Below are 21,194 nucleotides of genomic sequence, written 5' to 3' on the forward strand. Positions count from 1 at the left end.
AGAACAGATAACCGGAGGAGCACCGTGGCAACAGCTGCGCAATGGGTGGAGGGAGCGCGCCCCCGCACACTTCCCATGGCGGTGGCGCCCGTCATTATCGGCTGCGCTGCGGCTTTTGACCTCGGCGCGTTCAAACCCGTCAACGCCCTGCTCGCCGCACTCGTCGCCATCCTCCTGCAGGTGGGAGTGAACTATGCCAACGACTATTCCGACGGAATCCGCGGCACGGACAACGACCGCGTCGGCCCGCTGAGGTTGACGGGTTCCGGGGCCGCGAAGCCGCGGCAGGTGAAGTGGGCGGCCTTCGGATGTTTCGCGCTGGCGATGCTCGCTGGAATCGCACTGATTGTGCTCTCCCAGGCGTGGTTCCTGCTGCTCGTGGGCCTCGGCTGCGTAGCCGCTGCGTGGGGCTACACGGGCGGGCGCAATCCCTATGGCTACATGGGCTTGGGCGACCTGTTTGTCTTCGTCTTCTTTGGACTGGTCGCTACCCTCGGAACCACCTACACGCAGGCAGGTCAACTGAGCGGCCCGGCATGGGTCGGTGCGGTCTGCACGGGAATCATTGCCATGGCGCTGCTGATGGCCAACAACGTGCGGGACATTCCCACCGACCGGGAAGCCGGCAAGCTTACCCTCGCTGTCCGTCTCGGCGATACCGCCGCCCGTATCAGCTATGTGATGATGCTCGCGGTGGCCCTGCTGCTGCCGCTGCTCCTGGTCTACGACTACCCGTGGGTGCTGCTGGTGCTGCTCCTCATCCCTCTGTGCCTGATGCCGAGCTGGCTGATGCTCAAGGGCAAAAAGCGCCGCAGCCTCATTCCGGTCCTGAAGCAGACGAGCATCATCAACCTCGGCTTCAGCGTGCTCTTCGGCGCCGGTGTGGTGCTCTCGGGAGTGCTGGCCTAGCTTTGAGCGGCCGGGCTACGCCTCCACGGCGGAGCTAGGGCTTGCGGCGGTCGGAATTCACCGGGGTGTTGGGATCCAGGCTGTCCTCGGCGTCCGCATCACGCAATTCACTGGCTGAACGGACCGGCGGAGCTCCGTCACGGAAACGGCGCTGCAGGGAGGACGCGGCACGATTGCGCATCTCGCGGAAGAACAGGTATGTGACGCACCACGCCAGAATTGCACCGGCTATCACCGAGAAGATCGCGCCCAGACCCAAGGAATAGCAGATCACGGAGAACACCGCGACGAAGCCGAGGCGCAGAGCGGTGAATTTTAGGAAAGGCACGTCTCAAGTTTACTCGCCTACAATTGATGCATGCCCCGCCTGCTGCTGCTCCTCGTGATCCTGGGGATCGCCGTCATCATTTACGCGCTGTTCGACTGCATCATGAGCCGGGCAGAATCGGTGCGCAGCATTTCGAAACCCGCCTGGTTCTTCACCATCCTCCTCGTCCCCCTTCTGGGCGCCGGCCTCTGGTTCCTCTTCGGTCGGCCGGGCAGGGACGACCGCCCAGCCCAGCGCCAGAAGCGGGGCCCCACGGCACCGGATGATGATCCCCAGTTTCTGCGAGACCTCGAGGTCAGGCGTCGCCAGGAAGCCCGCGAGGCCGAACAGCGAAAGCGCGACGCTGAGGAACGTGCACGCGAAGCGGAGAAGAAGAACGACGAGGGCACGGCCAGCGACGGCAAGACCGCCTAGGCCGGTACGTAGGCGGTCTTGCGTAGCGCTCAGGCAAAGCCTTGTGGGCTACCTGACACGGCTGCGGGTTGATGTTCCCTGACAGCCGCGGCACAGTGTTCCCGAGATGGTGTCCCGTTTCCACTTCCATGTCACCTATTTGACGGTCTGTGCAAAGATTTGCACAACAGCCCTTGGTCTGGATAGTCAGAATGACTACGCTGAATGAAATCCTTCCGACAATAGTGGTCAATCTGACCAGCCCCCACCTGGAGAGCTCCGCAGACCGATGAACAAGGAACCGCGCCACACCAGAGATGCCATTGACCGGGCTGTGCTCGAGGCACTCGACGCCGAGCCTCGGATGACCATTCTCGCGATCGCCCAGCGGACGGGCCTGGCCCGAGGCACCGTCCAGGCCCGCCTCGACCGATTCGAGCGTGAAAGAGTCCTCAGGCCGCACAACGTACGGATTGATCCGGAGGCACTGGGCATGGGAATTTCCGCGCATGTCGCTGCCGAGCTGGATCAGCACCGCATAGACCTCGCTGTTGAGGGACTGCGCGCCATTCCAGAGGTCATCGAATGCCTTGCGCCTGCCGGCGAGACAGACCTGCTGTGCCGCGTGGTGGCCCGGGACCCTGACGATCTCTACCGGGTGTCCGAGGAAATCCGCCTGTGTCCGGGAATCCTGCGGACCAGGACCAGCATGTTCCTGCGCCAACCGATTCCCTACCGGATGGCGCCCCTGCTGAGGGCGATCGCGGGTTAGCAGGCATCCTCCCGCCATTGTGCGGTAAACACTCCGCGGGCAGTGGGCGCCGGCCTCCGCAATCGTCGGTCAACCATTCGGTTGATGTCGCTGTCGCCCGGCGCGGCTAGGGTTGCTGTATGCGAGACCCCGCGAGCACGGCCGGATACATGGCCGCTCCAACCGTCCTGCGGATGCTCCGGATCACCCTTCACGCCGGTTTCCTGGCACTGCTTCTGGTGGGAGTGGCGGCGACCGCAAGTTCCGAACCCGGCCCGGCAGTCGTGTATCCGGTTCTTCTCTTCTCCCTGTGCCTCGGCGGACTGTACCTGGCCGGAACCATCAGCGAGAAGCGGGCCGCCAAGCGGCAGGTGGTGCCGCCGTCGTCGTCGCATGGAACCCGCTACGCCCGGTTCTGGCTGGCCGGAGTCACCGGGCTCTGGATTGTCCTCATGGTGCTCAGTGCCGACTTCTCCTGGCTGGCATTCGCCCTCTTCTTCCTGCACCTGCACCTGCTCAGCACCAGGCATGCAGTGGTTGCGATCGTCCTCCTGACCGGCGTCGTCATTGCGGCCCAGTGGAGCCGCGAGGGAGAGCTCCAGGCGCCGATGATCCTCGGTCCGACGTTCGGTGCGGTCTTCGCGGTAGTCATGACGATCGTCTACCAGAGCCTCTACCTGGAGGGCGTCAACCAGCGGCAGGCGCTCGAGGAGCTCCGGCGCACCCGTTCTGAGCTTGCACGGACGCAGCACCAGGCCGGAGTGCTCACTGAACGGGAGCGTCTGGCCCGGGAAATCCATGACACGCTGGCGCAGGGCCTGTCCAGCATTGTCCTCATCTCACGTGCAGCCGAAGCCTCACTCGAAGCCGGGGCAACGGATACGACGCGGGAACGCATTCGCACGGTGCAGCAGGCGGCGTCCGACAATCTTGCGGACGCGCGCCGCTTTGTGCGCGGGTTGAGTGCGGCTGAAGGTGATCCCGAATTCCTCGTCGGCAGCCTGCGCAGAACCTGCGCAAGCGTCGAACAGCAGGCAGCAGCCCAGGGCACCAGCCTGCGTTGCCGGTTTGAGATTGACGGCACACCCGTCCGGATGCCGGCTCCGTACGAGGTTGGTCTCCTGCGTGCCGCGCAATCGGCTCTGTCCAACGCCCTGCAGCACTCAGGGGCGGGCACCGCCGTCGTCACGCTCACCTTCGTGGGCTCAGAGGTAACGCTCGATATCTACGACAACGGCAGGGGGTTCAATGTGGATGGTGCACTTGAGTCTGCGATGAAGCGGACAGATGGAACCGGATTCGGGCTGAGGGCCCTGCGGGAGCGGATCAGCGCCTTGGGCGGAGTTCTTGACATCGAATCCGAGGCAGGTGAGGGCACCGTCGTCGGCATCCGTTTGCCCCTGCTGCCGTTTGATGACGGGACAGCGGATGACTGAGATCCGCGTACTTCTGGTGGACGACCATCCGGTTGTCCGGGCCGGCCTGAGGGCAATGCTCAACGACTTCGACGGCGTCTTCGTGGCCGGAGATGTGGCTGACGGCGCTGCCGCCCTGGCAGAAGTACAAAAACGCGCGGCCCTCGGTCACCCGGTGGATGTTGTCCTCATGGACCTCCAGATGGGCGAAGGCATGGACGGAGTCACGGCGACGCGGAGCATCCGCGCGCTGGCTGACCCGCCGCAGGTGCTGATCCTGACCACTTATGACACCGACGCGGACATCATCGCTGCTGTGGAGGCCGGAGCCGGCGGATATCTGCTGAAAGACGCTCCGCCGGAAGAAATCCGTCGAGCGGTGCAGTCCGCGGCCCGCGGACAGACAGCGCTCGCACCGGAAGTAGCCGCGCGTCTGATGGGCCGCATCTCAAGCCCGACGACGTCCCTGAGCGCCCGCGAGATCCAGCTGTTGGAACTCCTTGCCACCGGCATGCCGAACCGGCGTATTGCCAAAGAGCTGTTCATCAGCGAGGCAACCGTGAAGACGCATCTGGTCCATATCTACGACAAGCTCGGCGTGGACAACCGCACCGCCGCCATATCAACGGCGAGGCAGCAACGCATCATCAGGAGCTGAAGGCTTAACTTCGCGTTGGATCAGACTCCGGCGTAGCTGTGCAGTCCCGAGAAGTAGATGTTGACAATCGTGAAGTTGAAGACGATGCACAGGTAGCCGACAATCGAGAGCCAGGCCGCCCTTGTCCCGGTCCAGCCACGGGTTGCCCGGGCGTGGAGGTAACCGGCGTAGACCACCCAGATCACAAAGGTCCAGACTTCCTTGGTGTCCCAGCCCCAGTACCGGCCCCAGGCCTTCTCCGCCCAGATTGCGCCCGCCATGAGGGTGAAGGTCCACAGCACGAACGCGATCGCGTTGATCCGGTAGGAGAGATTCTCCAGGCTCAGCGCGGAGGGAACCAGCCGCATGAACGGCAGCCGGTCTTCACCGCCGGAGGCGAGACGTGCAACCCGGCTGGCCTGGATCAGCTGAAGTACGGACATCGCGAAGGTCAGGGTGAAAAGGGCGGAGGCAGCAACGGCCACGGACACGTGGATGATGAGCCAGTAGCTCTGCAGCGCAGGCACCAGGTTAGCCACCGGCGTCGGAAATCCAATGGTGGCTGCGCACAGCATGACTACCACGAGGCCAATCACGAAGGTTCCGAGGAAGCGCAGGTCCTTGCGGGTGAGCACCAACAGGAAGACGACGGCGACCACCAGCCCGCCGGTGGTGCAGAACTCGTACATATTGCCCCACGGCACGCGGCCAGCGGCAACGCCGCGGGTGACAACAGCTACTGCATGGATCACCGCAGCAACGATGGTGAGCGCGACGGCGATGCGGGCGGCGGAGCGTCGCTCTCCCTGATAGTCCATGGCGTCGTCGGCGGTTGAGCCCGTTGGAGCGCCGTCAGCGGATGCCTTTCCGCGCTTGCCTCCGGCCACGGCGCCAGCAAGCACCAGCTCCCGGTCCTTGGCGGATTCCGCGAGACCGGCTTCAATCTCGCGGATGCGCCGGCTGCTCTTGACGAGGTCCCAGGTGAACGCGAGGAATCCCACTGTGTACGCCAGGGCAGCGAGCAGCATGAAGAGCTCGCTGTACTGTCCCAGGGTCTGGTTTATGTTCTGCATCAGTTGTCCTTACCGCTTCCGGGCGCTGACGCCCCCGCGTGCGCTGTCTCATTCTCGTCGTCTTCGGTGCTGTCTGCCAGCCAGCGTTGCCGGAGCAGTTTTTCGATCGCTGCCCCTTCGCCCGCCAGACGGTGGTCTTCACCGCGCGCCAGCAAGCCGTACTCGACCGTGATGCTGCCGTCAGTGCGTGTGCCGGTGGCAATCCAGACCCTGCGTCGGCCGATGAACAGGGACGCGCTGAGCCCGGCAAGCGCAAGCGAGGAAAACACCAGGGCGCCCAGCTCAGCCGGGTCATGCGTGATGTCCAGGGCTGCATAGCGGCGCAGCCCGTCGAAGGTGATGGAGCCCTTGCCATCGGGCAGTTCGAACGTTTCCCCGGCGTCGAGCACAATGCCGCCCGCCTCGCTGTTCCGGCTGTTCAGCTCGGTCAGGGTGTCCGTGTCCAGAACGTAGACGTTCTGCGGATCTCCGTCGTCGAGTCCGAGATCACCGTAGTAGGAGTTGAGGTTCAGCTGCGGAAGGAACGGGTCCGGGTCGCGGGAGAAGGAGACGCCGTTCTCGTCTACTGCTGCGGTGGGCAGGAAGAACCCGACAAAACCGAGCTGGTTCGGCTGTGCGTCCGGTACTTTCAGCACGATGAGGGAGGTGAAGAGTCCGTCCTGTGGAATGGACACAACAGGTCCCTGGTGCGCAATGTTGCCCTCGCCGTCGCGCACCGTAATGACGGGGGCGTAGCCATTGCCTACCAGGTACACGCTGGTGCCGCCGATGGTCAGCGGTTCATTGACCTTCAGGATCTGCTCTTCCGGTTCAGCCCCCGGAGCGGTCCTGGTGGTCATGGTGGCGGTGAAGTCGATGGGCTGGCCGTAATGCGTGAGCTGCCGGTCAAACTGCACCTCGAAGTCCTCGAGCGTGATCGAATACGGGTCCAGGTTGTCTTCGGAGAAGTTGGTGCCCGGCGTGAAGGAGTCATAACCCACCAGCGTGTTCACGAAGGTCTCACCCTCGATCAGGATTTTCTGCCCCCGGTATCCGAACAGCCCACCCACGGCAACGGAAATGAGCACGCCGATAAGGGACACGTGGAACACCAGGTTCCCGAGCTCCTTCAGGAATCCCCGCTCTGCGCCGACGGAGGGCCGCGCACTGTTTTCATCTCGCACATCCACCCGGTAGCCGCGCTTCTTCAGCACAGCTGCGGCGTCGACGACGGCGGCACCCGCCGAGACGGGCCGCTCCCCTCCCTGGCCGCTGGGCTGGGACTGTTGCGCGGCCGGCAGGACGAATGTCCCGTGAGCGGGCATCCGCGAGAGCCTGCTCGGAGTCCGGGGCGGCTTCGACCGCCAGGCACGGCCGTGGACCATCGCGCGCGGGATGACGCACCCGATCAGTGAGATGAACAGGAGCAGGTAGATCGCTGAGAACCAGACGGACGAGTAGACATCGAACAACTGGAACCAGTCCAGAATGGGTCCGGTCTCCGGATTGTCCTGAATGTACTGGGTGACGACTGCCGGGTTTGCCGGGCGTTGCGGGAAGAGCGAACCGGGCACGGCGGCGACCGCCAGCAGGAGCAGCAGGAAGAGGGCTGTACGCATACTCGTCAGCTGAGTCCACATCCAGCGCACGGTGCCGAGGAATCCAAGAGCGGGCAGCGCGACGCCGTCTTCTCGCTCCTTCGTTGCCATGGAGTCTTCCTTTGGTTTAGCCATCAGTTGTTCAGATCGGTAACGTCACGCCGCCGAGCCACTGCTGAAGCTCGTTGATCCACAGGTTCCAGACACCGGACGCCATGAGCACGCCGACCAGTATCAACATTCCGCCGCCGGTTCGCTGCAGCAGCAGCCGGTGGCGTCGGAAGAATTTCATGGCTCCCAACCCCCGCCGCAGTCCGAGCGCGATCAGCAGGAAGGGCAGTCCCAGGCCCAGGCAGTACACGAAGGTGAGGAGCGCGCCTTTGGCGGCACTGGCGCCGTCGTTGGAGAAAGCCAGCAGTTGCACGGCTGAGAGCGTGGGCCCGATGCAGGGCGCCCAGCCAAGACCGAAGGTGAGGCCCAGCAGCGGCGCACCCCAGAGGCCGCTCGGTACGCGGGCGTGGAGCTTCCGGTCCTGTTGGAACCAGGACAACCCGCCCATGAAGACGATGCCGAGCACAATCACCACGAGCCCGAAGATCCGGATCAGCCACTCCTGCGAGCCTGCCAGCCAGGCTCCCAGCTGACCGAAAAGCGCTCCGTACGCCATGAACACTGCGGAGAACCCGACGACGAACAGCCCGATTCCCGCGACCATCCGTCCACGCTTCTGCTGCTCCAGATCCACACCGGTGAGTCCGCTGACGTAGCCGAGGTACCCGGGCACCAGGGGCAGCACACACGGTGATACGAAGGACACCAGGCCTGCGAGCAGCGCCACTGGCAGAGCAAGGAGCATTGAACCGTTCAGGACCGTATCGGCAAAGGCATTCCCGGCCGGCGCGAGGGCCATAGCGGCACCGAGTGGGAGGGAAGCGGACACAGCCACTACTCGGCCAGCGCGGAGTCAATGAGTGCGCTGAGGGTTCCCTTGTCGGCCAGGCCCAGTATGCGGGCCGAAACGCGGCCCTCCTTGTCAAGCACGAGAGTTGTCGGCACAGCCTGCGGCGGGACGTGGCTGGTCATCGCCAGGAGGACCCCGCCGTCGGAATCGTTGAAGCTGGGGTAGGGAATGCCGAAGTTGCGCTCGAAGGCCTCGGCGTTCTCCTTGCTGTCCCTGATGTTGACGCCATAGAACTGCACATCCTCCGACTGGTACTCCTCATGCAGCGCAACGAGGTCCGGAGCCTCTTCCCGGCAGGGTGCGCACGCTGCGTACCAGAAGTTCAGTACCGTCACCTCTCCTGGCCACGCGGATGAGGAAACAGTTTCGCCGTTGTAGAGGGTCCCCTCGATCTGGACGGGTTCACCGCGTTCGGCAGCGGCGTACTCGGTGACGGAACCATCGCCGGCAATGTAATTCTTGTTGCTGCCCTCGGCCGCTTGCTGGGCCAGCGGGTCCTGTGCAGCACAGCCAGAAAGGACAACGACGGCGGCAATCGCCGACGCGGCAAGGCACATCAGTGCGCGGCCTGGCCGGCGGCGCGGGGCGGCTTCAGTTTGAGTCACAACGGCTTCCACGAGTTCTACAACGTGTAGTAATTGTATTACGCTCCCGGGATGTTCTTCGCGCGCGGCAATAGATCAGCACAGGGCTCCTCATACCGCACGCCAGTGAGCTGGTCGCCGTCGAAATAGAGGGAGGTTACGGAGCTCAACGTGCATTTACGCTGGCGCGGATCATGCCACAACCGCCGGTTCTCGGCTGCCAGCCGCGCAACCCAGATGGGCAGCTGATGGCTGACCATGATCGCCTCGGCGTCCTTGCCGCCGGAAGCTTCCAACGCCGCGCGCCGCGCATCATGGACAGCGGACATGACGCGCTCAACCTGGGCACTGTACGGCTCACCCCAGGATGGAGTGAACGGGTTTCGCAGGGACTTCCAGTGCCGGGGGTGCTTGATCTGCTGGGCGACCTGCGCCATCCCCTCGAACCGGTTCTCCGCCTCGATGATGCGCTCATCGGTTACAACGGTGAGGCCGAGCTCACGAGCTGTCGGTTCAGCGGTCTCCTGTGCGCGCGTGAGGGGTGAGGCGACGAGATGCACGATGTCGGCGCCGTCGTTCCTGCGCTCCGCAAAGTAGCCCGCAACCCGCTCGGCCATCTCACGACCGAGCTCTGACAGATGGAACTCGGGCAGGCGGCCATAGAGGATCCCGTCCGGGTTGTGGACTTCGCCGTGGCGCACGAGGTGAACGGTGGCTGAGGGCATGTCATCAAGTTTCGCATCCCTCGCGCCAGAGGGCTAAATCGGCTTGCGACTGGTTGTCGGAAGAGGCGGTAGAGAAAAATATTTGAAGATTGAAGCAATCTCTGGAATAAAAGATGCAAATGCATGTTTATTAGAGGTACACGCTCGTTCGGTCGCCTCGGCCGCACACCAACCCAAAGCACGACAGATCAGGAGAAACATCATGGCTATCCCCACCGGACTCACTCAGGGCACCTGGAACTTCGACGGCTCGCACAGCGAAGTGGGCTTCAGCGTCCGCCACGCCGGGATCAGCAAGGTACGCGGGAACTTCGACACCGTCGACGCCACCCTGCAGGTTGGATCCTCACTCGAGGATTCGCAGGTCACCGCAACCATCAAGACCGAATCCTTCAACTCGAACGATGAGAACCGCGACGCCCACGTTCGCGGCGGCGACTTCTTCGACGCTGAGCAGTTCCCCGAGATGACTTTCGTGTCCAAGCGGGTCGAAGGCGCCGGCGAGACCTACAAGCTGATCGGCGACCTGACCATCCGCGGGATCACCAAGGAAGTTTCCATCGATACCGAGTTCAACGGTGTTGCTGTTGACCCCTTCGGTGCCACCCGCGCTGGATTCTCCGGCCAAACGGTCATCTCCCGCAAGGAATTCGGCCTGACCTGGAACGCAGCTCTTGAGGCCGGCGGTGTTTTGGTGGGCGACAAGGTGACCATCAACCTTGACGCCGCTTTCGTGGCACCCTCGGCCAACTAGGCTCTTTGCTCACGAATCCCTTCGAGGGGCGTGCCGGCTTTCCGGCACGCCCCCTCGTTTTTTCTGTCCTGAAAGCCCGACGGCGAAAGCTTGACGGCGGTACGCTGAGCGCATGAGTACGCCATCACACGATCCTTCAGAACGCGATCCGCACCAGCTCTCCGGAACTGAGTCACTCAATCCCAATGAGCCCGGACCAACACAGAACTCCGGTGCGGGCCTCTCCCCCGAACCGCAGAAACCTGCATCTCCATACTCCTACCAGTCGGCCCAGCCCGCAGGGTATGCCTACCCGAGTGCAGCCCGCATGCCGGAACAGGCGCGGCCGCCCCTCCCCAAGGAAGTCAATCTGGCTTTTTGGCTGATCATCGCCGCTGGGGTTCTCAACTTCATCACCACCCTGATGGGATCAGGCACCACGGGTGGGCCGGCGGGAGCGGCTGCAATCGGTGTCGGCATCGGGATCGTTGTCGGCATCCTTACCACCGGCGTATACGTACTGCTGGCCGTCTTCATCCGCAAGGGACACAACTGGGCACGCATAACCGCCACTGTTCTTGCGGGTATTTCGGTTCTGCTCATGATCATGAGTTGGGTGACGCTCGCCGCGCTGCAGGGCAACGCTGAAGTCCAGGCGCAGCTGGGTGGGGAAAGCCTGCAGCCAAGCGGATTCTCCATCGCGCTGAACGTGCTCGTGGTGCTGCTTGGCGTCGCCGGAGTTGTGCTGTGCTGGCTCAAGCCGTCCAACGCCTACTTCAAGCGGCAGCAAATCACGCACTAGCGCGCAGAAGCTTGCTGGACCGGCCCTACTGGGCCGCGCGGGCGCTGGAACCGGCATCAAGATCCGGATCCTGCGCCCGCTGTGCGTGGTAAGCGAGGATCTGCAGCTCCGTGGCCATGTCCACCTTGCGCAGCTGCACCCGGTCAGGAACCTGCAGCACTACCGGCGCGAAACTTAGGATGCTTGTCACCCCGGCCGCAACAAGTTCATCGCACAACTGCTGTGCAACGCCCGCTGGTACCGCGAGAACAGCCATATTGGCGCGCGTCCTGTGAAGCACGGTTGCCAGATCCTCCACTGGGCTGACGCGCAGCCAGCCGACCTCCGTACCGACGATCATCTGATCTGCGTCGAACAGCGCGACCACCTCGAAGCCCCGCGACTGGAACCCCGAGTACCCGGCGAGCGCACGCCCGAGGTTTCCGGCTCCGACGATGGCTACCCGCCAGTCCTGAGTCAGTCCCAGGGCTGTGGAGATCTGGCTGTTCAGGTACTGGACGTCGTAGCCGACACCCCGCGTGCCGTAGGAACCCAGGTAGGAGAGGTCCTTGCGGAGCATGGGCGAATTCACGCCCGCCGCGTCTGCCAGTTCCTCCGAAGACACTCGTTCAATCCCCTCCGCCAGAAGGGAGTTGAGGGCGCGCAGATAAATGGTCAGGCGGGCGAGCGATGCAGGCGGAATTTGCCTGCCCTGCTGATCGCTCGCGGCGGACCGTAATCCGGGAAGCTCCGACATGGTCACTGGTTCATCTCTCCGTTATTTGTTCGCCGGCGGCCTGAACTGCTCCGCCCGCCCGCCGGAGGATGACGGCGGGATAGTCCCACTTTAGGTCCCTGATGGAAGCCCTCAAAGTCAGGAGGGCGCTGAGCACAACGGCTCAGGTGAGTAGCCTGCGCAGGCGCGCTTCGTCGATTGTCCAGAAGTCCCGCTGGACCCCGTCGAGAAGCAGAACCGGCACCTCTTCCGAGAATCGTTCCAGCAGATCGGCGTGATCGGCAATCGACTCTTCCCGCCAAAGCACGCCCAGTTCGGCAGCCACGCGGCTCACTGTCTCCCGGGCGGCGTGACAGAGGTGGCAGTCCGGCCTCGTCACCAACACGAGGCCCGTGCTCCATTCCGCGACAGGCGGTTGGGTCTGCTGAGTCATGGTCCACAAGCTTACTGGCCGCGGGCTCCGTGCAGGTCGCCATTACGGAACGCCCTCGAAGCGTGAAAATCGGCTGGTTGCTGTGGGTGTCCGCGGACACGCTGAACGCCAACCAGTGATTAGACTCGTGCTATGTCCGCAGCCAGCCTCCGACCCGCAGTCGAGCCCGGGTCTTCCACGGAGACTGTGCCTGCCGAATCTTCTCCGCTGGGCGGACCGGCCGGGGAAGCAGCATTTTTCGACGTCGACAACACGATGATGCGCGGCGCCAGTCTCTTCCATGTGGCGCGCAAGATGTACCAGCGGCGGGCTTTCACGCTTCGTTTTGCCGCAGGGCTGGCCTGGAAACAGCTGCGCTTCGTGATGCGCGGCGAGAACATGACCGACATCCATGCTGTCCGTGATGCCGCTCTTGCCTTCGCTATCGGCATTGCGCATGAAGATGTGCTGGCCCTTGGCGAAGAAGTCTATGACGAAATGATCGCGTCGAAGATCTGGCCGGGAGCGCGTGCCCTCGCGGAACAGCACCTCCGCAACGGGCGCCGCGTCTGGTTGGTCACGGGCACTCCCGTCGAAGTGGCCAGCGTGATCGCCAACCGGCTTGGGCTCACGGGTGCACTCGGCACTGTGGGAGAGGTCTCTGAGGGCTTCTACACAGGCAAGCTCGTGGGTGAGTTCCTCCACGGGCCGGCAAAGGCCACGGCCGTCAACGAACTTGCCGGGAAAGAGGGCCTGGACCTGTCCCGCTGCTGGGCGTACAGCGATTCCTACAACGATGTGCCACTGCTCAGCATTGTTGGCCACCCGGTCGCTATCAACCCTGACCATCGTCTTCGCAAGCACGCCCGTGACTCCAACTGGCCAATCTATGATTTTCGAAGCGGCCGCCGTGCGGCAACGCTGGGGCTCAAGGCAGCAACGGGAGCCGGTGCCATCTACGGCCTATGGCGCGGCTTCGCCCGCATGAGGGGCTAGTCCTTAAATGCAAAACCGGTCCGCCTCACTGGCGGACCGGATGCGATGCTACTTCTTGTTGCGGCGCTGGTGGCGGGTCTTGCGAAGCAGTTTGCGGTGCTTCTTCTTCGCCATCCGCTTGCGGCGCTTCTTGATTACTGAACCCATAGAGTCCTCACAAACTATTCATTCCGGTTCCGGACAACCTCTACCGCATGAACTGCGGCAGGGGCGTTCGAATCTGACAAAAGACGCACATCGCGGTGACGTACATCATGCGGCCGCACATACGACCGTCTACGCAAAACGCTTCTTAACAGAGTACCCGCTCAGACCGGTCTTCCTGACCGGCACCATCCGCGACCCTAGCCTGTACCCGACTCACCCTCCACGGATGCGGAGCGCAGATACTGTTGCACAGCGGATTCGGGCACCCGGTAGGAACGCCCGAACTGAACCGCCGGCATGTCCCCTGAGTGCACCAGCCGGTATACGGTCATCTTCGATACCCGCATCACTTCGGCAACTTCCGCAACTGTCAGGAAGCGCACGTCGGAGAAGTTGCTGCCGCTCGCCATCTCACCACTGTCCTTTTCTCTGGAGCTAACCCTGAGAGGCGCGCCCACCGCACTTGATGGAACGCCGGACGGCGTGTCGCCTTGAGACCTGAGGATTATCCGTCTAGGGAGATACTCTAGTGGTTCCTGTGACCAAAGTGAAAGCACGCCAAGGTCACGAAACGCCACCCTGACGACGACGGCGCGAACCTCTCGCGAGATCGCCAAGCACCGATGCCGTAACACCCCAGCCCATGCAGGCGTCGGTCACGCTCTGGCCGTAGGCAAGTCTGCCTCCAGCTGTCACATCAAGTTTCTGCGCGCCCTCTACGAGGAAACTTTCCAGCATGACGCCGGCTATGGTGCCGGAACCGGATACTGCATCCGCAAGTTCCCGGGCGACGTCCGCCTGCCGCCGATGGTCCTTGCCACTATTCGCATGGCTGGCATCCACGATAAGGCGCTGGTTCTGACCTGCCGCAGCAAGCGCGGCAGAGGCGTGCGCAATGTGGGCGGGGCTGTAGTTCGGTCCGTCGGATCCGCCGCGAAGGATCAAATGGGTGTCCGGGTTTCCGGTGGTCGAGACGAGGGCTGCGCGTCCGCCCTCATCGACCCCCAGGAAGGTCTGCGGTGCACCTGCGGCAGCGCAGGCGTCGAGTGCCACCCTGATGCCGCCGTCGGTTCCGTTCTTGAACCCCACGGGCATGGACAGGCCGGAGGACAGCTGGCGGTGGATCTGGCTCTCGGTGGTCCGGGCGCCGATTGCACCCCAACTGATCAGGTCCGCAATGTATTGGGGGCTGATCGGCTCGAGGAACTCGGTGCCAAGTGGAAGTCCCAGGGTGGCAACCTCTTGAAGGAACCTACGGGCCGTTCGCAGGCCGGCGGCAATATCATGGCTCCCATCCAGGTGCGGGTCATTAATCAACCCTTTCCAACCCACCGTGGTGCGGGGCTTTTCGAAGTATGCACGCATAACCACCAACAGATCTTCGCGGTGCATCTGCGCGGCGTCAGCCAGCATGCGCGCGTACTCGATACCGGCGTCGGGGTCATGAATTGAGCAGGGACCGACGATGACGAGCAGGCGATCATCCACGCCATCGAGTACTGCCCGGATTTCTTCGCGCGAGCGGCGGATTGATGCCGCAACCTCGGAAGTGACAGGAAGTTCAGCGAGAACTGCGGCGGGCGTGGGCAGCGGATCAATGCTGCGGACATTGAGATTGGAAGAGGCTGAAGTGAGGGTTTTCATGGTCCCGGCTTTCGAAGGTGGTTCTTCGGCGGGGCTGTCCTACAGAACCCGCCGTGGAAACGACGAAGGGCAGGAAACGTGTCCTGCCCTGTTGGCTCTGAAGGTGTTGGTCAGCGTGTCAGGCCGCAGGCTCCTCCAGAGCCAACGCAAAATACGCATACCAACGGGTTGTCATGAAACGAGGTTAGACGGCGCCATCTGAATTGTGAACTTTGGTGTCGGTATGTGACGGCGGTGGGCTAAGCGCTCTCCCACCCAGCCGGTGGGCACGGAGCGCCCACGTCAGCTAGTCCTTACGGCGGCGCAGCTTCGGAAACTGGGACAGAAGGTCGGCAGCGCGTTCGGCAGCTCTGCCGACGGTCCGCCCGAACGGTTGAGCGCCATCGATGGGAGTAACGCCCGGCCCTACTGAGACCAGCGCATCGAGTTCCGGTTCCAGGACGGCTGGCGGGAGCGAGGAGTTGACCTTCTGAGCGGGCAACTGGAACTCGGCAAGCCAGGAGGCAACGGTGAGCAATGGCTGCGGCTCGAGTGAATAAAAGCGCTTCTGGCCCTGCGCCCGCATGGTGACAAGCCCTGCTTCCCGCAGAACTTTGAGGTGCTTCGAAACTGTGGGCTGGCTCACTTCAAGCTCTAGCACCAACTCACCCACCGCTTTGTCCCCGTCCCGCAATGAGCCCAGAATCTGGCGGCGGGTGGCTTCGGCGATGACCCCGAACACATCATCCATGACCATCCCATTACCATATCCGTATATGTCGAAAGCGGCATCCCTCGGTTTCCCACAGGGGTTGCTGGCAGCAGCCGTGCGTCAGCCAACACCATCCAGAGGGTCAATCGAACCAGGTCAATCGAACCAGGGATCCAGCCCGTGAAGCGGAAATACGGCTTTGCGTGTTGCCATGATCGACCGGTCCAAATTCTCGTTTGGGTCAAACCCGGCTTCCCACGACTGCCACCAGGTGTCAGAGCCATCACCCATTAAGGAAGGTGCTTCGCGACCAAAGCGCTCGGCGACATACGTCCGCCACGGGGCGGGTACCGGCGTCGTCAGTGTGATGTCGGCACCGGCTGCCACCGCCGTAAGGAGGGTCCACGAGCGCGGCACAACCGAAGTGATGTTGTACCCGCCGCCACCGGTCGCGATCCAACGGCCGTCACAGTGCTGCGAGGCGAGATCGCGAACCGCTACCGCTGCGGCATGCTGGGCATCGACGGTGATGCGCAGGTTGGTGAGGGGATCGTCCACGTGACCGTCGCAACCGTGCTGACTGACGATCACCTCAGGCGCGAATGCGGCGGCCAGCTGCGGCACAACGGCATGGAACGCCCGCAGGAATCCGGAATCCCCGGTGGTAGTGGGCAGCGCGACATTGACCGCGTACCCGGAAGCCGACGCACCGCCGATCTCGTTTGGGAATCCCGTTCCCGGAAAAAGGCTCATGCCGGTCTCGTGAAGCGAGATGGTCATGACGCGTTTGTCATCCCAGAAAATCTCCTGGGTCCCATCTCCATGATGAGCATCGACGTCGATATAGAGCACGCGTTTCACACCGGCATCCAGCAGCCGTTGGACCGCTGCAGCGGCATCGTTGTAAATGCAGAACCCGCTTGCCCGGGCCCGGCCGGCATGATGCATTCCCCCGCCGAAGTTCACGGCATGCTGAACGGTGCCGGACAGGACTGCATCAGCTGCAGCAAGAGAACCGCCAACCAATCGGGCACTGGCGGAATGCATTCCGGCGAAGGCAGGAGTGTCGTCAGTTCCAAACCCCGATGTGCCATCGCAGGCCTCGGGATCCTCGTCCGCCGCCTTGACGGCTTGCACATACGAGGCGTCATGGACCGTCCGTAGACTGGCTTCATCGGCCACATCCGGAACCTCCACGGAAACCTGCGGAAGGTCGAACAAACCCAGCTCGCGAATGAGTCGGGCAGTCAGCTCAAGCCGCTGCGGATTCATGGGGTGATGGGCACCGAAGTTGTACGCGAGCATGGATTCGTCCCACACCACTCTCGTTGCAACGGCGGGAACGGAGCTACTGGCCACTCAAGCAGGCTACGCGATCCGGACCCGTCCTGCCCACGGCGCAGGAGTGGAAGTGATTTACTACTCGAAGGACTCAGCAGGCGAAACGGAGCGGATCAGCAAGCATGGCACGAACACACCCCTCCTGGTTAGGAGGGGAAGACCAGGTTCATCTGCAGCTGCTTGGCCGGGCACGCGACTTCATCGACAGCGTAGTAAACAGTTCACCGGCACGCGTTGCGCTGTTGGTCTTTGCCCTGGTTGTCCTCATTTTCACCGGATTACTCAGCCTCCCGTTCGCCAGCAGCACCGGCGAAGTCACTCCCCTGCACGACGCCATGTTTACAGCGGTCTCCGCAGTGTGCGTAGTGGGACTGACTGTGGTGTCCACGGCAGCCCACTGGTCGTTCTTCGGTCAGTTGATCATCCTCATCGGCATCTTCGTCGGCGGGCTCGGAACCCTCACCCTCGCCTCGCTCCTGGCACTGGTGGTCAGCAAGCGGCTCGGCGTCCGCGGCAAGTTACTCGCGCAATCCGCATTGAACAACGCCAGCCGCCTCGGTGAAGTGGGCACACTGCTGCGAATCGTCATCACCACCTCCGTCGTGGTGGAACTGGTGCTTGCGCTGGCCCTGATCCCGCGCTTCATAATCCTCGGCGAACCGTTCTGGCTAGCAGTCTGGCACGGATTCTTCTACGCCATCTCGGCTTTCAACAACGCCGGATTCACTCCGCACTCGGACGGCCTGGTGCCCTACGAAACCGATCTCTGGATCCTCATTCCGCTGATGATCGGTGTGTTCGTCGGAAGCCTCGGATTCCCGGTCATCCTCATCCTCGTCCAGTTCCGCCACCACGTCCGGAAGTGGAGCCTGCACACCAAGCTCACCATCAACGTGTCCCTCATCCTCGTGTTCGCCGGGATGGTGCTGTGGGGGCTGATGGAATGGTCCAATAGCCGAACCATCGGCGACCTGAGCGGCAGCGACAAGGTGATCAACGCGCTCTTTGCCTCGATTATGACCCGCTCCGGCGGCTTCAACCTGGTCGATCAGGGACAGATGGAGCCGACAACGATGCTCCTGACTGACGCCCTCATGTTTGCCGGAGGCGGGTCGGCCTCCACGGCTGGCGGCATCAAGGTCACAACCATCGCCGTCATGTTCCTCGCGATCCTCGCCGAAGCCCGCGGCGACTCGGACGTCAGCGCTTACGGACGGAAGATTCCGCAGGGCGCCATGAGGGTGGCCATCTCTGTCATCTTCACCGGCGCAACGATCGTGCTCATCGGCACGGGCCTGATCCTGTGGATCTCCGGAGAGGAGCTGAACCGGGTCCTCTTCGAGGTCATTTCTGCTTTCGCAACCTGCGGGCTCAGCACCAACCTCAGCGCCGAACTTCCACCGGAAGGAAAGTACGTGCTCTCGGCCCTCATGTTCGCCGGACGCCTCGGAACGATTACCGTTGCTTCTGCGCTTGCCCTGCGGCAGCGCAGCACGCTCTACCACTACCCCGAAGAGAGGCCGATCATTGGCTGACAGACCAGCACACAATGCGCCCGTACTCGTGATCGGGCTGGGACGATTCGGCTCAGCCACGGCGGAACAGTTGGTGAAGCAGGGCCGTGAGGTCCTTGCGATCGAGAAGGACCAGCAACTGGTTCAGAAGTGGTCGGGCACACTAACCCACGTGGTGGAGGCCGACGCCACCAATATCGACGCGCTTCGCCAGCTCGGCGCACAGGAGTTTCCCGCCGCCGTCGTCGGTGTGGGAACCTCCATTGAGGCAAGCGTCCTCATCACCGCCAATCTGGTGGACCTCAATATTGACAACCTCTGGGTCAAGGCCATCACACCCTCACACGGCAAGATACTGAAGCGCATCGGCGCCAATCACGTGATCTACCCCGAAGCCGACGCCGGGCAGCGGGCCGCTCACCTCGTGGGCGGGCGGATGCTCGACTTCATCGAGTTCGACGACGGCTTTGCCATCGTGAAGATGTACCCGCCGAAAGAAACGCAGGGCTTCACCCTTGGCGAATCGGCGGTGCGCTCAAAGTACGGGATCACTGTGGTCGGTGTGAAGTCACCCGGTGAGGACTTCACCTACGCCCGGCCGGAAACTAAAGTGACCAGCCGCGACATGCTGATCGTCTCGGGACACGTGGACCTCCTCGAGCGCTTCGCCGCCCGCCCCTGAGTGCCTGCCTACCGCCCGTCCGGCTACCGCTGAACGATCAACCGCCGAGTTCACGGGTGATGGCAGCGGCACGCTCAGCTGCCGCCCGGGCGCCCGCAGCCACGATATCCGGCAGGCCCTGCTCATCGAAGGTGGCAATCGCGCGCTCCGTTGTTCCGTTCGGGCTGGTCACTGCCGTGCGTAGTGCCGTTGCGTCAGCACCCTCCTCCGCAAGCATGAATCCGGCACCGGCCACGGTCTCGGTAGCGAGCAGCTTCGCGAGTTCCTCATCGAGGCCGAGCTTGACCCCGGCGGCCGCCATTGCCTCGGCAAGGTAGAACGCGTACGCCGGCCCGGAGCCGCTCACCGCAGAAAGGGCATCGACCTGCTCTTCCGGGATCTCGACGACGGTGCCCGCGGCTCCCAGGACGGTGCGCGCCTGCTCCATGAGCTCGGGCGTCGCGCTGGTGCCGGCGGAAATGGACAGCACGCCGCGACCAAGACTCGACGGCGTGTTGGGCATGCTCCTGATGACCGGCTGGCCCTCCGGCAAAGCCGCCTCAAGCATGGCGAGGGAGATAGCAGCGGCAACACTGATCACCACCGTGCCCGGCTTCAGTGCCGGTGAGATTTCCCGTGCCAGGTCAAGGATGCCAACTGGCTTCACCCCCAGCAGTACGACGTCGGCCTTGGCCGCCGCTGTGCGGTTGGCATCCGGGTCCTTCACTGATGACAGAACGGACACGCCGTTCCTTCGGGAGAGATCGGCCGCCTTCTCAGGATTTCGTACAGTGGCGGTCACCTGCGCCGGAGAAAGCCCGGCGGCAAGCAAGCCCGCCAGAATTGCGCCATTCATGGAGCCGCAGCCTAGAAAGGAAATGTGCTGTGGGATGTTGATAGCCATCGGCCCATCGTGTCATGAGGAAGTGATTCCCAGCATCCTCACAGCCTGCATGGGGCTGAATATCCAGAAATAGCAGTACAGTCGTTATTACCTCATAAAGGTGCGAGTGATGAGACCGGGCTCTCCCTGGCTCGGTCTGTGCCGGTGAGCCGCAGCAGTGTTTCCCCCAATCACGCTGCGGCTCACCGGCACACTTTTTTGCTCACTCGACCGGCCCCGCGTTAATGTACTTGCGCTCAATGGGTCCCCAAACGCACATGGCCAACCCCAACAGAGGGCATGGGTTCATCCGCTTCAAACATGAGAGTGTCGAAGCGGCGGAGGATCAGGCCTTCCCTCAGCGCCCAGGGGCAGATATCCATCTCGGACACATTGAAGATTTCAAACGCTGCCTCAGCCACAAGCGCACCGGCAAGAACCTGTCGGGCCCGCAGCTCGGACACCCCGTCCAGGTTTGTCCGGTCCGCCGCTGACATTGCTTCCAGACGCTTCGCCCACAGTGCAAGATCCTGCAGACGCAGGGTACGGCGAACAAAGGGTCCGGCCGCCGACGGCGCAGCCCCGGCGATGCGGGCCAGGGATCGAAAGGTTTTCGACGTCCCGGCAACCAGATGCGGTGTACCGAGACGGGCGAAGCTGGCCGCCGGTTCCTTGAGGGTCTGCCGGATGTGCCTGCGCAGATTTTTGACGTCGAGGGGCGCAGGCGGGTCACCGGGCAGCCACTCACGTGTAAGGCGCCCCGCACCAAGTGGGACCGAGCGGGCAACTTCAGGAAGTTCGTCGCGGCCCATCGCCATTTCAAATGAACCCCCGCCGATGTCCAGGTTGAGGAGCGACCCAGTACTCCAGCCATACCAGCGCCGCACCGCCTGGAAGGTCATGGCCGCTTCCTGGTCACCGGAAAGCTCCTGCAGGACCACGGAGGTCTCCGCCTCAACGCGACGAAGCACGTCCTCGCCGTTCCCCGACTCGCGGATGGCCGAGGTGCAGAACGCGAGAAAATCCTCTGCGCGATGATCGGTTGCAAACGCACGAGCCTCGCGAATGAAACCGACCAGTTCCGCTTGCCCTTCGTCGCTGATCAGTCCCTCTGCGTCGAGGTAGCTCACCAACTGGAGCGGACGTTTGTGGGATGCATAGGGCACGGGCCGCGCCCCCGGATGAGCATCCACGAGAAGTAGATGCACTGTATTGGACCCGATATCGAGGACGCCTAGCCGCATACCCCCATTATGTCGCGCGCCGGTTCCGCCGGCTCAACCGTCAGCCGAGCCGGCGTCG

At 63.1% G+C, this 21,194-nt stretch carries 25 protein-coding genes; 10 read left to right on the forward strand and 15 right to left on the reverse strand.

What is annotated here, in order from left to right; translation table 11 throughout:
* Positions 1 to 24 precede the first annotated feature (24 nt).
* Complete coding sequence (locus AC1MBU_RS14665) at positions 25 to 909, forward strand: 1,4-dihydroxy-2-naphthoate polyprenyltransferase (RefSeq protein ID WP_056543559.1); 885 nt, start codon at positions 25 to 27, stop codon at positions 907 to 909.
* 34 nt (positions 910 to 943) lie between these two features.
* Here the strand turns inward: AC1MBU_RS14665 and AC1MBU_RS14670 are convergent, their stop codons facing one another.
* Entirely contained in the window at positions 944 to 1,237 is a 294-nt protein-coding gene (locus AC1MBU_RS14670) for a DUF4229 domain-containing protein (RefSeq protein ID WP_056543557.1), read from the reverse strand.
* 30 nt (positions 1,238 to 1,267) lie between these two features.
* Here AC1MBU_RS14670 and AC1MBU_RS14675 point away from each other — a divergent pair, with 30 nt between their 5' ends.
* The 4 genes from AC1MBU_RS14675 to AC1MBU_RS14690 all read left to right on the forward strand — a co-directional run bounded on the left by AC1MBU_RS14675 (position 1,268) and on the right by AC1MBU_RS14690 (position 4,454).
* The gene (locus tag AC1MBU_RS14675; protein ID WP_479787750.1) at positions 1,268 to 1,651 is read left to right on the forward strand and encodes a PLD nuclease N-terminal domain-containing protein; all 384 of its coding nucleotides are present in this window, start codon (positions 1,268 to 1,270) and stop codon (positions 1,649 to 1,651) included.
* Between the two features lie 268 nt (positions 1,652 to 1,919).
* On the forward strand, positions 1,920 to 2,402 hold the full coding sequence (locus tag AC1MBU_RS14680) for an Lrp/AsnC family transcriptional regulator (protein WP_277357728.1): 483 nt from the start codon (positions 1,920 to 1,922) through the stop codon (positions 2,400 to 2,402).
* A gap of 119 nt (positions 2,403 to 2,521) precedes the next feature.
* On the forward strand, positions 2,522 to 3,817 hold the full coding sequence (locus tag AC1MBU_RS14685; RefSeq protein ID WP_479787752.1) for a sensor histidine kinase: 1,296 nt from the start codon (positions 2,522 to 2,524) through the stop codon (positions 3,815 to 3,817).
* On the forward strand, positions 3,810 to 4,454 hold the full coding sequence (locus tag AC1MBU_RS14690; RefSeq protein ID WP_277357730.1) for a response regulator: 645 nt from the start codon (positions 3,810 to 3,812) through the stop codon (positions 4,452 to 4,454). Before AC1MBU_RS14685 ends, AC1MBU_RS14690 begins: the two co-directional genes overlap by 8 nt.
* Positions 4,455 to 4,474: 20 nt before the next feature.
* Here the strand turns inward: AC1MBU_RS14690 and ccsB are convergent, their stop codons facing one another.
* From ccsB to AC1MBU_RS14715, 5 genes are all read right to left on the reverse strand, one after another.
* Positions 4,475 to 5,506: a c-type cytochrome biogenesis protein CcsB gene (gene ccsB / locus AC1MBU_RS14695; RefSeq protein WP_277357731.1), complete on the reverse strand. Its 1,032-nt coding sequence runs from the start codon at positions 5,504 to 5,506 to the stop codon at positions 4,475 to 4,477.
* The gene (gene resB, locus AC1MBU_RS14700; protein ID WP_479787756.1) at positions 5,506 to 7,194 is read right to left on the reverse strand and encodes a cytochrome c biogenesis protein ResB; all 1,689 of its coding nucleotides are present in this window, start codon (positions 7,192 to 7,194) and stop codon (positions 5,506 to 5,508) included. The genes ccsB and resB overlap by 1 nt, the downstream gene beginning before the upstream one ends.
* A gap of 31 nt (positions 7,195 to 7,225) precedes the next feature.
* On the reverse strand, positions 7,226 to 7,993 hold the full coding sequence (locus AC1MBU_RS14705; protein ID WP_479789804.1) for a cytochrome c biogenesis CcdA family protein: 768 nt from the start codon (positions 7,991 to 7,993) through the stop codon (positions 7,226 to 7,228).
* A 35-nt stretch (positions 7,994 to 8,028) separates the two neighbouring features.
* A complete protein-coding gene (locus AC1MBU_RS14710) occupies positions 8,029 to 8,601 on the reverse strand; it encodes a TlpA family protein disulfide reductase (protein WP_346028020.1) in 573 nt (190 codons plus the stop codon).
* An 86-nt stretch (positions 8,602 to 8,687) separates the two neighbouring features.
* On the reverse strand, positions 8,688 to 9,353 hold the full coding sequence (locus AC1MBU_RS14715; protein WP_277357733.1) for a histidine phosphatase family protein: 666 nt from the start codon (positions 9,351 to 9,353) through the stop codon (positions 8,688 to 8,690).
* A gap of 202 nt (positions 9,354 to 9,555) precedes the next feature.
* On the opposite strand from AC1MBU_RS14715, the gene AC1MBU_RS14720 reads away from it, so the two are divergent.
* Both AC1MBU_RS14720 and AC1MBU_RS14725 read left to right on the forward strand, forming a co-directional pair.
* Positions 9,556 to 10,107 carry a YceI family protein gene (locus AC1MBU_RS14720; RefSeq protein WP_277357734.1) on the forward strand — a complete coding sequence of 184 codons (552 nt, stop codon included), beginning with the start codon at positions 9,556 to 9,558 and terminating at the stop codon, positions 10,105 to 10,107.
* A 112-nt stretch (positions 10,108 to 10,219) separates the two neighbouring features.
* Positions 10,220 to 10,888 (forward strand): hypothetical protein, encoded by a 669-nt coding sequence (locus AC1MBU_RS14725; protein WP_277357735.1) that lies wholly within the window; start codon positions 10,220 to 10,222, stop codon positions 10,886 to 10,888.
* A gap of 25 nt (positions 10,889 to 10,913) precedes the next feature.
* Here AC1MBU_RS14725 and AC1MBU_RS14730 read toward each other — a convergent pair whose 3' ends face one another.
* Both AC1MBU_RS14730 and AC1MBU_RS14735 read right to left on the reverse strand, forming a co-directional pair.
* A complete protein-coding gene (locus tag AC1MBU_RS14730; protein ID WP_277357736.1) occupies positions 10,914 to 11,624 on the reverse strand; it encodes a redox-sensing transcriptional repressor Rex in 711 nt (236 codons plus the stop codon).
* Between the two features lie 142 nt (positions 11,625 to 11,766).
* On the reverse strand, positions 11,767 to 12,036 hold the full coding sequence (locus tag AC1MBU_RS14735; RefSeq protein WP_277357737.1) for a glutaredoxin family protein: 270 nt from the start codon (positions 12,034 to 12,036) through the stop codon (positions 11,767 to 11,769).
* 132 nt (positions 12,037 to 12,168) lie between these two features.
* Here AC1MBU_RS14735 and AC1MBU_RS14740 point away from each other — a divergent pair, with 132 nt between their 5' ends.
* Entirely contained in the window at positions 12,169 to 13,011 is an 843-nt protein-coding gene (locus AC1MBU_RS14740; RefSeq protein WP_479787761.1) for an HAD family hydrolase, read from the forward strand.
* A 48-nt stretch (positions 13,012 to 13,059) separates the two neighbouring features.
* Here AC1MBU_RS14740 and AC1MBU_RS14745 read toward each other — a convergent pair whose 3' ends face one another.
* The 5 genes from AC1MBU_RS14745 to AC1MBU_RS14765 form a co-directional block, all read right to left on the reverse strand.
* The gene (locus AC1MBU_RS14745) at positions 13,060 to 13,158 is read right to left on the reverse strand and encodes a 30S ribosomal protein bS22 (RefSeq protein WP_003792170.1); all 99 of its coding nucleotides are present in this window, start codon (positions 13,156 to 13,158) and stop codon (positions 13,060 to 13,062) included.
* A 197-nt stretch (positions 13,159 to 13,355) separates the two neighbouring features.
* On the reverse strand, positions 13,356 to 13,568 hold the full coding sequence (locus tag AC1MBU_RS14750) for a helix-turn-helix domain-containing protein (protein WP_056543520.1): 213 nt from the start codon (positions 13,566 to 13,568) through the stop codon (positions 13,356 to 13,358).
* Between the two features lie 154 nt (positions 13,569 to 13,722).
* The gene (locus AC1MBU_RS14755) at positions 13,723 to 14,802 is read right to left on the reverse strand and encodes a 3-deoxy-7-phosphoheptulonate synthase (protein ID WP_479787766.1); all 1,080 of its coding nucleotides are present in this window, start codon (positions 14,800 to 14,802) and stop codon (positions 13,723 to 13,725) included.
* 286 nt (positions 14,803 to 15,088) lie between these two features.
* On the reverse strand, positions 15,089 to 15,538 hold the full coding sequence (locus AC1MBU_RS14760; protein WP_479787769.1) for an ArsR/SmtB family transcription factor: 450 nt from the start codon (positions 15,536 to 15,538) through the stop codon (positions 15,089 to 15,091).
* 111 nt (positions 15,539 to 15,649) lie between these two features.
* On the reverse strand, positions 15,650 to 16,798 hold the full coding sequence (locus tag AC1MBU_RS14765) for an acetoin utilization protein AcuC (protein WP_346028021.1): 1,149 nt from the start codon (positions 16,796 to 16,798) through the stop codon (positions 15,650 to 15,652).
* 158 nt (positions 16,799 to 16,956) lie between these two features.
* Between AC1MBU_RS14765 and AC1MBU_RS14770 the strand changes: the two genes are divergently transcribed.
* Positions 16,957 to 18,369 (forward strand): TrkH family potassium uptake protein, encoded by a 1,413-nt coding sequence (locus tag AC1MBU_RS14770; RefSeq protein ID WP_277357740.1) that lies wholly within the window; start codon positions 16,957 to 16,959, stop codon positions 18,367 to 18,369.
* Complete coding sequence (locus AC1MBU_RS14775) at positions 18,362 to 19,030, forward strand: potassium channel family protein (protein ID WP_056543507.1); 669 nt, start codon at positions 18,362 to 18,364, stop codon at positions 19,028 to 19,030. Before AC1MBU_RS14770 ends, AC1MBU_RS14775 begins: the two co-directional genes overlap by 8 nt.
* A gap of 37 nt (positions 19,031 to 19,067) precedes the next feature.
* Here the strand turns inward: AC1MBU_RS14775 and proC are convergent, their stop codons facing one another.
* Both proC and AC1MBU_RS14785 read right to left on the reverse strand, forming a co-directional pair.
* Entirely contained in the window at positions 19,068 to 19,901 is an 834-nt protein-coding gene (proC, locus tag AC1MBU_RS14780; protein ID WP_277357788.1) for a pyrroline-5-carboxylate reductase, read from the reverse strand.
* 248 nt (positions 19,902 to 20,149) lie between these two features.
* Positions 20,150 to 21,136, reverse strand: coding sequence for a Ppx/GppA phosphatase family protein (locus AC1MBU_RS14785; RefSeq protein WP_277357741.1), 987 nt, complete (start codon positions 21,134 to 21,136; stop codon positions 20,150 to 20,152).
* Positions 21,137 to 21,194: the final 58 nt, after the last annotated feature.

It is taken from the genome of Arthrobacter sp. PTI12 (assembly GCF_056679915.1).

What these genes read in the sequence shown, in the direction of transcription:
- AC1MBU_RS14705 (WP_479789804.1), bottom strand. Translation starts at nt 7,993, where the DNA reads ATGGCCCTCGCGCCGGCCGGGAATGCCTTTGCCGATACGGTCCTGAAC.
- resB (WP_479787756.1), bottom strand. Translation starts at nt 7,194, where the DNA reads ATGGCAACGAAGGAGCGAGAAGACGGCGTCGCGCTGCCCGCTCTTGGA.
- AC1MBU_RS14730 (WP_277357736.1), bottom strand. Translation starts at nt 11,624, where the DNA reads ATGTCGGAGCTTCCCGGATTACGGTCCGCCGCGAGCGATCAGCAGGGC.
- AC1MBU_RS14720 (WP_277357734.1), top strand. Translation starts at nt 9,556, where the DNA reads ATGGCTATCCCCACCGGACTCACTCAGGGCACCTGGAACTTCGACGGC.
- AC1MBU_RS14750 (WP_056543520.1), bottom strand. Translation starts at nt 13,568, where the DNA reads ATGGCGAGCGGCAGCAACTTCTCCGACGTGCGCTTCCTGACAGTTGCG.
- ccsB (WP_277357731.1), bottom strand. Translation starts at nt 5,506, where the DNA reads ATGCAGAACATAAACCAGACCCTGGGACAGTACAGCGAGCTCTTCATG.
- AC1MBU_RS14770 (WP_277357740.1), top strand. Translation starts at nt 16,957, where the DNA reads ATGGCACGAACACACCCCTCCTGGTTAGGAGGGGAAGACCAGGTTCAT.
- AC1MBU_RS14735 (WP_277357737.1), bottom strand. Translation starts at nt 12,036, where the DNA reads ATGACTCAGCAGACCCAACCGCCTGTCGCGGAATGGAGCACGGGCCTC.
- AC1MBU_RS14710 (WP_346028020.1), bottom strand. Translation starts at nt 8,601, where the DNA reads ATGTGCCTTGCCGCGTCGGCGATTGCCGCCGTCGTTGTCCTTTCTGGC.
- AC1MBU_RS14785 (WP_277357741.1), bottom strand. Translation starts at nt 21,136, where the DNA reads ATGCGGCTAGGCGTCCTCGATATCGGGTCCAATACAGTGCATCTACTT.
- AC1MBU_RS14690 (WP_277357730.1), top strand. Translation starts at nt 3,810, where the DNA reads ATGACTGAGATCCGCGTACTTCTGGTGGACGACCATCCGGTTGTCCGG.
- AC1MBU_RS14715 (WP_277357733.1), bottom strand. Translation starts at nt 9,353, where the DNA reads ATGCCCTCAGCCACCGTTCACCTCGTGCGCCACGGCGAAGTCCACAAC.
- AC1MBU_RS14765 (WP_346028021.1), bottom strand. Translation starts at nt 16,798, where the DNA reads ATGCTCGCGTACAACTTCGGTGCCCATCACCCCATGAATCCGCAGCGG.
- AC1MBU_RS14725 (WP_277357735.1), top strand. Translation starts at nt 10,220, where the DNA reads ATGAGTACGCCATCACACGATCCTTCAGAACGCGATCCGCACCAGCTC.
- AC1MBU_RS14760 (WP_479787769.1), bottom strand. Translation starts at nt 15,538, where the DNA reads ATGGTCATGGATGATGTGTTCGGGGTCATCGCCGAAGCCACCCGCCGC.
- AC1MBU_RS14740 (WP_479787761.1), top strand. Translation starts at nt 12,169, where the DNA reads ATGTCCGCAGCCAGCCTCCGACCCGCAGTCGAGCCCGGGTCTTCCACG.
- AC1MBU_RS14675 (WP_479787750.1), top strand. Translation starts at nt 1,268, where the DNA reads ATGCCCCGCCTGCTGCTGCTCCTCGTGATCCTGGGGATCGCCGTCATC.
- AC1MBU_RS14685 (WP_479787752.1), top strand. Translation starts at nt 2,522, where the DNA reads ATGCGAGACCCCGCGAGCACGGCCGGATACATGGCCGCTCCAACCGTC.
- AC1MBU_RS14755 (WP_479787766.1), bottom strand. Translation starts at nt 14,802, where the DNA reads ATGAAAACCCTCACTTCAGCCTCTTCCAATCTCAATGTCCGCAGCATT.
- AC1MBU_RS14745 (WP_003792170.1), bottom strand. Translation starts at nt 13,158, where the DNA reads ATGGGTTCAGTAATCAAGAAGCGCCGCAAGCGGATGGCGAAGAAGAAG.
- AC1MBU_RS14680 (WP_277357728.1), top strand. Translation starts at nt 1,920, where the DNA reads ATGAACAAGGAACCGCGCCACACCAGAGATGCCATTGACCGGGCTGTG.